Genomic DNA, 12,631 nt, shown 5'->3' with positions numbered 1-12,631 from the left:
CCTCACTATTGAGGAAGTGGAATGTTGAAAAATAAGTATCAGAAAGAAATCGACGAGATCCTGTCTCACTACCCGATGAAGCGCTCGGCGTTGATTCCGTTGCTGTATCTGGCTCAACAGGATGCGGGCTACGTGTCCGAAGCGGCGATGAAGGAGATCGCGGGGCTCTTGCTGCTGACCCCGCCCCAGGTCTATGAGACGGCCACGTTTTACACGATGCTCAATCTCAAGCCCGTGGGAAAATTTCATCTCCAAATCTGCAAGTCCCTGATGTGTGCGCTGGTCGGGTCGGATACGGTCATTGGATGGGTGAAGACGAAACTCGGAATTGGACCGGGCGAAACGACGGCCGACAGGCTCTTTACCCTCAGCACGGTCGAATGCCTTGCAGCCTGCGGCACCGCGCCGATGATGCAGATCAACGAGGACTATTACGAACGGCTGACGGAAGAGAAGTTTGACCGCATCCTGACCGATCTCAAGAAAGATGGAACCTGTTCCCTCAAAACCGGCCCATTTATGTGGCCGGAGCCGGCGAATGCCGTGAAACGTGAGGCGTAAGACGTGAAACGCCACACGACAAAGCCAGAATCTTACGTTCTACGTTTCACTTTTTACGTTTCACGCTGAAATTATGTCGAAACACGAACCAGTCCTGTTGAAGAATATGCTGCAGTCCGGCTACTCCGGGTCGCTGGCGGACTATGAGAAGACGGGCGGCTACCAGGCGCTCCGCAAGGTTGTGGGCAAGGTACCGCCCACCGACGTAACCGGCACCGTGATGAAATCGGGGCTCCGTGGACGAGGCGGCGCGGGCTTCCCGACCGGCGTCAAATGGGGATTCCTGCCCAAGGACTACCAAGGCCCTCGTTATCTCTGTTGCAACGCGGACGAGAGCGAGCCCGGCACGTTCAAGGATCGTCAGCTCATCGAACGAGACCCCCATCAAATCCTGGAAGGCATCCTGCTCGCGTGCTACGCCATCGGCGCAGAATCCGCCTACATTTATATCCGCGGCGAATTCGTCCTCGGGGCCAAAATCTTGGAAACGGCGATCGCCGAAGCGCGCACCGCCGGCTATATCGGCACGAACATCCTGGGCACAGGGATCACCGCCAATGTCTGGGTCCACCGAGGCGCCGGCGCCTATATTTGCGGTGAAGAGACGGCGTTACTGGAGTCGCTTGAGGGCAAGCGCGGGCTGCCTCGCGTCAAACCGCCATTCCCGGCAACCCATGGTCTCTATAACAAACCGACCGTGGTGAATAACGTCGAAACCCTCGCGAACCTTCCACACATCATCAACCGTGGGCCCGAATGGTTCGCGTCGATCGGCTCCCCGCCCAAGAGCACCGGCACCAGAATTTTCTGTGTCAGCGGCCATGTCAAACGGCCGGGCAACTACGAAGTGCCAATGGGGGTCACCTTCCGGGAGTTGATCTACGAGGAGGCCGGAGGCATGCGCTCGGACAAGCCCCTCAAGGCCTTCATTCCAGGCGGAGCCTCCGCGCCGTTCCTGACGCCGGACAGCCTCGACGTCAAACTTGACTTCGAGTCCGTCGCCGCCGCCGGCTCGATGCTCGGCTCAGGCGGGGTTACCGTGATGGAAGAGGGCACGGACATGGTCTGGGCCGCGCTCCGCCTCATGGAATTTTTCTACCATGAATCCTGCGGCAAATGTACCCCCTGCCGGGAGGGCAGCTCCTGGCTGGTGCAAACCATGCGACGGATCCACGCGAAGCGAGGGCGGATGGAAGACCTTGAAACCTTGGTCGATCTATGCAAGAACATCGCGGGCCGGACGGTCTGCGCGTTCGGCGACGCGGAAATATCGCCGATTATGAGCACGCTGAAACATTGGCGGCCTGAATACGTCAAACTGATTCACGAAGCGGAGGCGGCCAACCTGATCCACCCGAAACGGATCATGGCTCAACCCTAACGATGGCGACAACGACCGACACCGTTCGCTTGACGATCGACGGCATTCCCATCTCGGTGCCCAAGGGCACCCTGGTGATCGAAGCCGCTCGTCGTGTCGGCGTCATGGTTCCACACTTCTGTTACCACCCGAAGCTCAAGCCGGATGCCAATTGCCGGATGTGTCTGGTCGAAGTCGAAAAGATGCCGAAGCTCCAGACCTCCTGCAGTACGGTTGCCACCGAGGGCATGTCCGTTCGGACCGCGACGACGGTCGTCCAGGATGCCCACAAGTCGGTGCTGGAATTCATCCTGGCCAATCACCCGCTGGATTGCCCGGTCTGCGACCAGGGAGGCAAGTGCGACCTCCAGGACTTTTCCCATGAATATACGGCGACCACCAGCCGATTTGCGGAGACCAAACGTATCTTCCAGAAGGAGTACTTCAGCCCCCTCATCGAAACCCAGATGAACCGCTGTGTGCAATGTCTGCGTTGCGTCCGCTACTGCGACGAAGTCATGGATGTCAAAGCCCTCGCTCCGGTCGGACGAGGCACGATGACCGAGATCAAATCGTTTGGCGCCCACCCCTTAGACTGCGAGTTCTGCGGCGGCTGCGTGCAGATTTGTCCGGTCGGTGCCATCACCAGCCGACTCTCGATGTACGAATACCGCCCTTGGATGCTGAAACGCGCTGATACGGTCTGTTCATTTTGCGGAGACGGTTGCCAGATCACGGTCCAAACCAAGGGCCAGGAACTGATCGAAGTGAACAGCGCCCAGGGTGCCGGACGGAACAACGGCGACCTCTGCGCCCGCGGGTTTTTTGGATTCCACGCCACGAGCCATCCCGACCGGATCACCCAACCCCTGATCAGACGGAACGGGTTGCTGGTCGAAACCACATGGGAAGAGGCCTTGGAATATGTGGCTGAACAGACCAAACGGATCAAGCTGGCGCATGGCGCTCAAGCCTTCGGCGGACTGATTTCCGGCCGCTGCACCAACGAAGAGCTCTATCTGTTCCAAAAATTCATGCGCCTCACAATCGGGACGAACAATCTCGACAGTAGCGCCCGGTACGGCCATATCAACGGAACCCAGGCCCTGCGGCGGGTCCAAGGCACACATCGCTGGACCGTCACCTTCGAAGACATCGTGCAAGCGGACGTACTGCTATTGGTCGGCACCAACATCACGGAAGCCAACCCGATCACCGGCCTTCAAGTCAAAGAGGCCGTCAAGAAACACGACGCGACCCTGTTGACAATCGAGGCGCTCCAGCCGGCGATCGGCACGATCAGCAACATTACCACCCTGTCGCAGCATCACCTCTGCGTAGCCCCATCCCAGTTCGGCACAGCCGTCCTGGGCCTATTGAAAGCAGTGGTCGAGGGCAACCATATCGACAATATGCTCCGTCAGCGGGCAGCGGACTATGTCTCGTCCATCTCTCAAGCAGTCCAACAACTATCCTGGGACGACCTGACCCTGCACACAGGGATATCGCGCGAATCCTTCGCCAGCATGGCCTCGGCACTCGCCAAGGGACGGCGTGTGGTCGCGCTGGCCGGGCAAACGCTGCTGCGCAGCCAGGGTGCTTATGGTATCTGCCTCAATCTTCTCGATCTCCTGCTCGTGACCGGAAAATTAACCGAACCAGGTTGCGGATTTGCTCCCCTGGCAGAAGAGAATAACGATCAAGGAGCGGTTGAAATGGGAGCGGTTTCGGAACTGCTGCCTGGCGCACTCGACCTCACCGCTCAGGACGCACGCGCGCAGATGGTTCGTGCCTGGAAAGAAGAGCTCCCTCTGGCCGCAGGGGCCACTCTTATCGAGATGATCGACCGGGCACAAGCTGGAATCATTAAGAGCCTCTTCGTCATCGGAGAAAATCCCGTCGGGAGCCTTCCTCCCCAGACCAGAGTCAAAGAGGCCTTGGGCAAACTCGATCTCCTCGTCTGCCAGGAACTGTTCCTGACAGAAACGGCTGCGCTCGCCCATGTGGTGCTCCCAGCCGCTTCCGCCATGGAGAAATTCGGGACCTTCACCAATACAGAAGGTCATATTCAAGCCGTTCGGCCTGCGATCGATCCGGTGGGGGACAGCCGTCCCGACTGGGAAATCCTGTCGGCCATCTCCGTGTTCCTCGGCATGCCATTGGAATACGGCGATGCGAAGGAGATCCTCAAAGAAATCAGGACCGTCATTCCCGGATATGGATCGCTCAGCCCAACGCCGATCCCTCCCAAGGTGGATGCTGCCGCTGTCGACCGATATACAGGCGGGGGATATCGCCAGGACCTTGTGTCTCGGTATACTCTGCCCGCGCGAACCATGCGTCCGGAAGGCACGGTCCAGCTTGGGCTCGTCCAAAGCCTGTTCCATTCAGGGAAGCTGTCGACCCGTTCAAAGGGGCTGCTACAGATCGAACCGAGCGGATTCTTGCAGATGAACCCCATGGATGCGGCCCGATTCTCCCTCGATACGGGGAATCGCGTTCGCCTCTCGAACAGCCGGGGTGAATTCACCACCACGGTGAAAGTACTCGATCGCGTACCAGAGGGATTGGCCTGGCTTCCCGATCACTTTACCCAGGACGCGTTGCGCCTCTTTGACTGTGTCATCGATCTGGAGACGAAGGTTCCATCCTATCGGACAGTCTCCGTATCGGTCATGAAAACAACGTGAGCAGACGAGAACCCATGGTTATTTCACTTGTCATCCGGGAGTGTTGTCGTGACTGAACTAAGCCTGCGCCTTGCGGTTTCGCTTGCCCAAATAGCGGCGGTGATGGGCATCGTAATGTTGACAGTCATGATCCTAACCCTGGCCGAGCGAAAGGTGCTCGGCTGGATGCAGGATCGCATGGGTCCGATGGAAGTCGGCCCCTACGGCATCCTTCAACCGATCGCAGACGGACTCAAACTGTTCTTCAAAGAAGACATCGTGCCGGCCGGCGCCAACAAGGCGATGTTCACCCTGGCCCCGATCCTGGCTATGGTGCCCGCCATGATCGGATTTGCGGTCATTCCCTTCGGCCCGGCCATGACCGTCGATGTCTTTGGCATCACGATCAAACCCTTCATCATCAGCGACATCAACATCGGCATCTTGTACATCCTGGCCTTTACCTCAATCGGTGCCTACGGCATTATCCTGGGCGGCTGGTCTTCCAATAGTAAGTATTCACTCCTGGGAGGCTTGCGCTCCGCGGCCCAGGTCATCAGCTACGAGTTGAACGTCGGACTCGCGATCATCGGAGTGCTGCTGCTGGCAGGATCTTTGAGCCTCGTCACGATCACGGAAGCCCAGGCCGGCGGCTTCTGGCATTGGTTCATCTGGGGTGCACGCCCCGACGGGTTTTTCCCGATCCATACCCAGATTTTCGCCTTTGTCGTCTTCGTCATTTCTGCCGTGGCCGAGACCAATCGTGTCCCCTTCGACCTGCCGGAAGCGGAAAGCGAACTCGTGGCCGGATTCTTTACGGAATATAGCGGCATGCGCTTCGCGTTCTTCTTCATCGCCGAATACGCCAACATGGTCCTCGTCTCTTGCGTCGCCGCCTCGTTGTTCCTGGGTGGCTGGAACGCCCCCTATCCAGGCACGATCCTCGGCTATATCGGCCTCGAACAGCTGGCCTGGGTGGAAAACGTCGCCTGGTTCACGGTCAAGGTCTATCTGTTCCTCTTCCTCTTTTTCTGGTTGCGCGCCACATTACCCCGGCTACGCTACGATCAATTGATGCGGTTCGGCTGGAAGGTCATGTTACCGATCGCGCTGGCCAATATCGTCGTCACAGCCATCACCGCCTATTTCTTTCCACGGGGCTGACGCGGTTCATTCGGTGTGTTTGGTTTCTCTGGGTAGAAGGCACGGTATCGAGTTCACCGAGACAACGCAGAACAACCAAATAAACCAGATAGACAAAACAGACCAGATAAACATGAATTTCAAGACCTGGATCAAAACCATTACCTTCTACGACCTCCTCGTAGGCATGAAAGCGACCATGTCGCATTTGATCCATTATCGACCGATCACTCTGCAATACCCGCATGAAAAACGGACGTTGCCGGACAACTACCGCGGCATGCTGGCCCTGTTACGGTACGACGACGGAACGGAAAAATGTGTCGGCTGCGATCTCTGTGAAGCGGCCTGCCCCTCGCGGGTCATTCGCGTGGTCAGCGCCGAAGTGCCGGGCGAGCCAACCAAACGTTACTCGAAAGAATATTACATGGACATGACCCGCTGCCTGTTTTGCGGGCTGTGCGTCGATGCCTGTCCGGTGGATGCCCTCGGCATGACACGCGAATATGAATGGGCGGTGTACGACAAGCGGCAGCTGCACCTGAATAAGCAGCAGTTGCTCGCCATCGGCGACCGGTCGTTTCCCGTTCGCGAGAAACAGTTGGAACTCCAACACCCGAATGTGGCGTTCTTCAACGTGGCGTTCAAACACCTGCCGCAAAAGCCGTCCTAAGGGGCTCTAGGGAGAGATGGAACAGGCATTCTTTTTTTATTTCGCATTCGTGATCGCCACAACATCGGTGCTCGTGATCGCGGTACGCAACCCGATCTACAGTGCGATGGCGCTGCTCGTCATGTTTTTTCACGTGGCGGGACTCTACGTGACCCTCCACGCGGAATTCCTCGCCGCCGTGCAAATCATCGTCTATGCCGGGGCCATCTTGGTCCTCTATCTCTTCGTCGTCATGTTGCTGAGCCTGAAGCAGGACATCCGCTACCATCGGCAATGGCCCATGGCCGCCGCAGTAGGGCTGACCCTCTTCGTCGAAGCCGTCATCCTTACGGCCATGAAGGGCTGGACGGCCCCGACCGTGGCAACCGGCACGGAAACGACCGTCGGGGAAGCCGGTAATACCGAAGCGATTGGCGACGTGCTCTACACCACCTATCTCTTTCCCTTTGAGGTGGCGTCCTTGATTTTGCTCGTCGCGATGATCGGCGCCATCATCCTGGCCAAGAAAGACCCTGAGGAGCCTGCGGCATCATGACGATCCCGTTGTCCTACTATCTCGTGCTGAGCGGCATCGTATTTCTGACGGGAGTCACCGGCGTGCTTCTTCGCCGGAACATCATCATTATCTTGCTGTCGGTTGAATTGATGTTAAATGCGACGAATATCAACTTCGTCGCCTTTTCGCAGTACTTCCACGATGTGGGAGGGCAGGTCTTCGTCTTCTTCGCCCTGACCGTCGCGGCGGCAGAAGTGGCAGTCGGATTGGCGATTATCATCGCCTTATATCGAGCCAAATCCACGATCAACATCGACGAATTTCAGTTACTGAAATGGTAAAAGAACCGTCTTTCGTGAAACGTGACGCGTCGCTCGGAATTGACGGATTGTGCGTATTGCGGCACTTCGCGCTTGTGCCGTTTCACGAGCGACGAACGACGAGAGACGATTTTCGATGACGTACGAACTCATTCCGCTGCTTCCATTAGCGTCGTTCCTGATCCTCGGACTTTTCGGACCTTGGATTAAGGACCAGGCCCATCTCGTCGCCGTCCCTGCTGTCGTCGTGTCGTGGCTGCTCTCGCTCCTGGTCTTTTTCGATGTGGCAGGTGGACATCAGACCAGCTTCCCCCTCTACACCTGGCTGACCTCTGGCGCGCTCGATATTCACATCGGCTTCTCCATCGACCGGCTGACCGCCGTGATGTTGCTCCTGGTCACGACCGTCAGTTCACTCGTCCACATCTATACCATCGGGTACATGGATCGAGATCCAGGCTATGCCCGCTTCTTCAGCTATATTGCCCTCTTTACCTTCTCGATGTTGATGTTGGTCATGGCGGACAACCTGCTGCAACTCTTCATCTTCTGGGAAGCGGTCGGGCTCTGCTCCTACCTGCTCATCGGCCATTGGTACGATCGTCCGGCTGCCTGCGCCGCCGCCACCAAAGCCTTCATCGTCAACCGCGTCGGCGATTTCGGCTTCATGCTCGGCCTGCTCTTAGTCTGGTACAGCTTCGGATCGCTCGACTATTCTGAAATATTTGCCGTCGCCCACGAGTCTGTGGGAAGCGTCATCAATATCCTCGGGCCGTTTGGTGGAACCTGGGATGTCTCCGTCTTGACACTCATCTGTCTCCTCCTCTTCACCGGCGCCATCGGCAAATCCGCTCAAGTGCCGCTCCACGTCTGGCTGCCGGATGCGATGGAAGGCCCCACCCCCATCTCGGCCCTCATTCATGCCGCGACGATGGTTACGGCCGGTGTCTTCATGGTGGCGCGCTTGGCTCCGCTCTATAATTTGTCTCCCGCCGCCATGGTGGTCGTGGCGCTCACCGGCGGGTTGACCATGGTCGTCGGTGCCACGATCGCCATGACCCAGACCGACATCAAACGCGTCGTGGCCTATTCGACGGTCAGTCAACTTGGCTACATGATCATGGCCTGCGGTCTCGGCGCCTATGCCTCAGGTATGTACCATCTCCTGACCCACGGGGCCTTCAAGGCCCTCCTCTTTCTCGGTTGCGGGTCGGTCATTATCGCCCTGCATCACGAGCAGGACATGCGGCGCATGGGCGGCTTGAAAGATAAATTGCCGGTGACCTATTGGACCTTCGTGGTGGGCTCGCTTGCACTGTCTGGCTTCCCGCTGACATCAGGGTCCTTCAGCAAAGACGAGCTGTTGATTGCGACCTGGTCCGCCGGCCCCCTCGGTCAGTTCCTCACCGTGCTCGGACTCATTACGGCGCTGATGACGGCGTTCTACAGCTTCCGGCTGGTCTTCGTCACGTTTTGGGGCCCTTCGCATGTCGACCCTCATCACGCAGGCCATATCCATGAACCCTCGCAGACCATGACCATACCGCTCATCGTCCTCGCCTTACTGAGCATCGCCACAGGGTATCTCGGCATTCCAGAGTTTCTCGGGCCGATGTTTGAGACCGGCACTGGCGGCGCGACGCACGAGGGGGGAGCCGCCATCGCCATCACGATCGCAGCCACGAGTATGGGCTTACTCGGGATCGCCGCCGCCTATTATGTCTACGTCCTCCACCCGTCACTCCCCGATCAATTCGCCAGGCGGTGGCAATCGCTCTATCGCGGCTCACTGAACAAATGGTATGTCGATGAGGCCTACGATCGGACGATCGTCCGCCCCACCTTTTCTGCCGCCACCGAACTGTGGAAACGTGTCGATGTCGCCGTGATCGATGGCGCGGTGAATGGTGTGGCCCGTGCGATCGCCTGGAGCGGCTGGATCTTGAGGCTCACACAAAGCGGACAGACGCAACATTATGCGCTCGGTATGGCGCTCGGGGTCGTGGTGATCCTGACCGTCTTTTTGATGTTCTGAGGTTGTATGCATAGCGGCGGATTTCCCTGGCTCTCACTCCTCCTCGTCCTCCCCCTTGTGGGAGCTGCCGCGATGTATGTCGTGACGGAATCGACCGCTCGCTGGATTGCGCTGGCCGCGACCTTGGCAGACCTCTGTATCGCGCTCCCGCTCTGGTGGCTCTTCGATCCTCAATCGAGCCAGATGCAGTTCACCGAACATATCGCCTGGATTACCGCGCCCCCCATTTACTACAGCCTGGGCCTCGATGGAATCAGCCTTCCGCTGGTCTTGATGACCGTTGCGATTATGCCCCTGTGCGTCCTGGCCTCCTGGACTGCGATCACGATAAGAGTGCAGGGCTTCATGGCCATGCTACTGATCATGGAGACAGCCATGCTCGGGGTATTCGTCGCCTTAGACTTCGTCTTGTTCTATATCTTCTGGGAAGCCATGTTGATTCCGATGTATCTCCTCATCGGTGTCTGGGGAGGACCGAATCGGCTCTATGCGGCCATCAAGTTCTTTCTCTATACCCTTGCGGGGAGCGTGCTGTTATTGGTCGCCATCTTCGCCCTCTACTTTTATGGAGGACATACGTTCGACATCCTCGCGTTGAGCCAAGGGACCTACCCGGCGTCGCTGCAAATGTGGCTCTTCCTGGCCTTCTTCGCCGCTTTCGCGGTCAAAGTCCCCATGTTCCCATTTCACACCTGGCTCCCGGACGCCCACGTTGAAGCCCCGACAGCCGGCAGCGTCATCCTCGCCAGCATTTTGCTGAAAATGGGCACCTATGGATTTCTGCGATTCAGTTTGCCGATGCTGCCGGACGCCAGCCGTTCCTTCATGCCCATGATGGTCGCCCTCTCCATCGTCGCGATCATCTATGGCGCCTATATGGCGCTGGCCCAGGTGGATCTCAAGAAGCTGATCGCCTATTCAAGTGTGAGCCACATGGGGTTCGTGACCCTCGGGATCTTTGTCTTGAACCAACAGGGCATCGAAGGAGCCGTGCTCCAAATGGTGAACCATGGGATTACGACCGGCGCGCTGTTCCTCTGCGTCGGCATGATCTATGAGCGCACCCACAGCCGATTGATCGCCGACAATGTCGGCCTGGCGTCACCGATGCCGCAATATGCCACCTTGTTGGTGATTTTCGCCTTGTCGTCACTCGGCCTCCCCGGCACCAATAGTTTTGTCGGAGAGTTCCTCGTGCTCGTCGGCACCTTCCTCTGGAGCAAAGTTGCCACCGCCTTTGCCTCGTTGGGCATCATCCTCGCCGCCGCCTATATTCTCTGGATGATTCAGCGAGTCGTCTTTGGCGTCCCGCTCCCGCACCAACTCCCGAAGCTGAAGGACCTCAACCGGCGAGAGCTCGCCACGCTGGTGCCGTTGGCTCTGTTGGTCTTTTGGATCGGATTCTTTCCGAATCCGCTCGTGAGCCGGATGCATCAAAGCGTGAACGGCATGATCGCCTCCATGTCCCGAGCGAAGGTGGCACCGACGACCCAACTCTCTGCCGGAGGAGCCTCGCCGCTGTTGGCAGACGGTGGACAGCCGCTGACGACTGAAGGGATCTCGCGATGAACCTCTACGGCACCGACCTCTTAGCCCTGCTTCCTGAGCTCATTGTCGTTGCGACGGCCTGTCTTGTCATCGCACTGGACCCCATCACACCGGCCTCGCGGCGGGATCTCCTGGCCTGGCTGAGCCTGGGCGCCCTCGCCCTCTGCCTTGGGCTCACCGGCGGACAAATTGCCACGTTAAATGTCCGGGTCTCTGCCTTTAGTGATCTGGCGGTGATCGATGCCTATGCCAGATTCTGGAAGGTCCTGCTCTATGGCGTGACCGGCCTGACGATCTTGATGTCGCTGCCGTATCTGAAGGCCGAACACATCCACCTGGGCGAGTACTACGGGTTCATCCTCCTCGCCTTGTCCGGCATGATGGTCATGGTCTCAAGCGCCGACTTGCTCACGATGTATCTCGGCACCGAACTCATGTCGCTCTCGCTCTACGTCATGACCGGGCTCAATCGATCGAAACCCCGTTCGCTGGAGGCTGCCGCCAAATACTTCGTCCTCGGTGCCTTCTCCTCAGGGATTCTCTTGTACGGCATCTCCTTGCTCTACGGGATGGCCGGCAGCTCCAAATTGGCCTCGATCGCCATCGCCATCGGCACGCACGGGGCCAACGACCCCCTCGTGCTGATCGCCACGATTCTCGTGGCTGTGGGCTTCAGCTTTAAGCTCGCCGCCGTGCCGTTCCATATGTGGACGCCCGATGTCTATCAAGGAGCGCCGACCTCTGTGACGGCCTTTATGGCAGTAGCGGCAAAAGCGGCCAGCTTTGCCGCCTTCATGCGTGTCTTCGTGGAAGGCCTTGGCGGACTCAAGGCCGACTGGTCGCTCCTGTTCCTGCTCATCGCCCTTGTCACCCTGGTGCTCGGAAATGTCGTGGCCATCGTGCAAACCAACATCAAACGGATGTTGGCCTATTCCAGCATCGCCCATGCAGGCTACGCCTTGATCGGCTTTGTGGCGGCAGGCCGCGCCGTCGGCCCGTCGGGATCCACGCCAGGCCTGGCCAGCGTCATGATCTATCTCGCCCTCTATTCGTTCATGACGCTCGGAGCCTTCGCGGTGATCGGCATGCTCCGGAAGGGTGAGCGCGAGGGCGAAGAGATTGAGGATTTCACGGGCCTCGCAAAGCGCCAACCGCTCGCGGCCTTTCTCATGCTGGTCTTCATGGTCTCACTCGCGGGCATTCCGCCGACCGCCGGTTTCATCGGAAAGTTCTATGTCTTCATGGCGGCAGTCGACGCAGGCTTGGCCTGGCTCGCCGCCATCGCCCTGCTCTTTGCCGCCGTATCGGCGTACTACTACATGCGGGTCGTGATGGTGATGTATATGCGCGAGCCCGATCCCGCTGCGGTTGCGCCACGTCTCGTGACGTCGCCGGCCCTCTCCTTCGTGTTAGCCTGCGCCGTTGCCGGCGTCATTCTCTTCGGCCTCTTCCCCAACCCTCTCGTCAGCTTTGCGCTACAATCAGTCCTGACGCTCAAATAATCCTCTGGCAGGATGCTGAAAAATCCTGCCAGCGTCGTTCTCGCATCGTTCAGATCCTCAACGGGGACCCGGCCGCCTCACCACTCGGCGGCGCGCACAGACTTGGTGCTCCTTATTCGTCGCACCGTGCGCCCCAGGGGGTACGCCTCCGGTCTTCACTCGCTGCGGCCTTGCTGGACAGTCTTTTTGAGCATCCTACTGGCCCGATATCCTTCGCTAGACCGTTGGCGAATACCGTGGAATCCAACGTGAACAATGCGAGCGAAACAGGTGCGCAAGAGAGCCACTCGTGCTACGCTTGCGACAAGCCCATCACGCAGTACA

10 protein-coding genes are annotated in these 12,631 nt (G+C 58.4%); all 10 read left to right on the top strand.

Annotation, left to right across the window (positions count from 1 at the left end):
- Positions 1-21 precede the first annotated feature (21 nt).
- The 10 genes from nuoE (at position 22) to Q8N00_14375 (ending at position 12,307) form a co-directional block, all read left to right on the top strand.
- Positions 22-561 carry an NADH-quinone oxidoreductase subunit NuoE gene (nuoE, locus tag Q8N00_14420; GenBank protein ID MDP2383988.1) on the top strand — a complete coding sequence of 180 codons (540 nt, stop codon included), beginning with the start codon at positions 22-24 and terminating at the stop codon, positions 559-561.
- Positions 562-634: 73 nt separating this feature from the next.
- The gene (gene nuoF, locus Q8N00_14415) at positions 635-1,942 is read left to right on the top strand and encodes an NADH-quinone oxidoreductase subunit NuoF (protein MDP2383987.1); all 1,308 of its coding nucleotides are present in this window, start codon (positions 635-637) and stop codon (positions 1,940-1,942) included.
- A 2-nt stretch (positions 1,943-1,944) separates the two neighbouring features.
- A complete protein-coding gene (gene nuoG / locus Q8N00_14410; GenBank protein ID MDP2383986.1) occupies positions 1,945-4,611 on the top strand; it encodes an NADH-quinone oxidoreductase subunit NuoG in 2,667 nt (888 codons plus the stop codon).
- 48 nt (positions 4,612-4,659) lie between these two features.
- Positions 4,660-5,754: an NADH-quinone oxidoreductase subunit NuoH gene (gene nuoH, locus Q8N00_14405; GenBank protein MDP2383985.1), complete on the top strand. Its 1,095-nt coding sequence runs from the start codon at positions 4,660-4,662 to the stop codon at positions 5,752-5,754.
- A gap of 112 nt (positions 5,755-5,866) precedes the next feature.
- The gene (nuoI, locus tag Q8N00_14400) at positions 5,867-6,406 is read left to right on the top strand and encodes an NADH-quinone oxidoreductase subunit NuoI (GenBank protein ID MDP2383984.1); all 540 of its coding nucleotides are present in this window, start codon (positions 5,867-5,869) and stop codon (positions 6,404-6,406) included.
- A 16-nt stretch (positions 6,407-6,422) separates the two neighbouring features.
- Positions 6,423-6,941 (top strand): NADH-quinone oxidoreductase subunit J, encoded by a 519-nt coding sequence (locus Q8N00_14395; protein ID MDP2383983.1) that lies wholly within the window; start codon positions 6,423-6,425, stop codon positions 6,939-6,941.
- On the top strand, positions 6,938-7,243 hold the full coding sequence (nuoK, locus tag Q8N00_14390) for an NADH-quinone oxidoreductase subunit NuoK (GenBank protein MDP2383982.1): 306 nt from the start codon (positions 6,938-6,940) through the stop codon (positions 7,241-7,243). Before Q8N00_14395 ends, nuoK begins: the two co-directional genes overlap by 4 nt.
- Before the next feature lie 115 nt (positions 7,244-7,358).
- The gene (nuoL, locus tag Q8N00_14385) at positions 7,359-9,257 is read left to right on the top strand and encodes an NADH-quinone oxidoreductase subunit L (protein ID MDP2383981.1); all 1,899 of its coding nucleotides are present in this window, start codon (positions 7,359-7,361) and stop codon (positions 9,255-9,257) included.
- A 6-nt stretch (positions 9,258-9,263) separates the two neighbouring features.
- Positions 9,264-10,826 carry an NADH-quinone oxidoreductase subunit M gene (locus Q8N00_14380; GenBank protein MDP2383980.1) on the top strand — a complete coding sequence of 521 codons (1,563 nt, stop codon included), beginning with the start codon at positions 9,264-9,266 and terminating at the stop codon, positions 10,824-10,826.
- Entirely contained in the window at positions 10,823-12,307 is a 1,485-nt protein-coding gene (locus tag Q8N00_14375; protein ID MDP2383979.1) for an NADH-quinone oxidoreductase subunit N, read from the top strand. Before Q8N00_14380 ends, Q8N00_14375 begins: the two co-directional genes overlap by 4 nt.
- Positions 12,308-12,631: the final 324 nt, after the last annotated feature.

The organism is Nitrospirota bacterium (assembly GCA_030684575.1).
Classification (GTDB): domain Bacteria; phylum Nitrospirota; class Nitrospiria; order Nitrospirales; family Nitrospiraceae; genus Palsa-1315.
The sequence above is the reverse complement of the archived record's forward strand: the minus strand, read 5'-3'. Positions and strand labels throughout refer to the sequence as shown.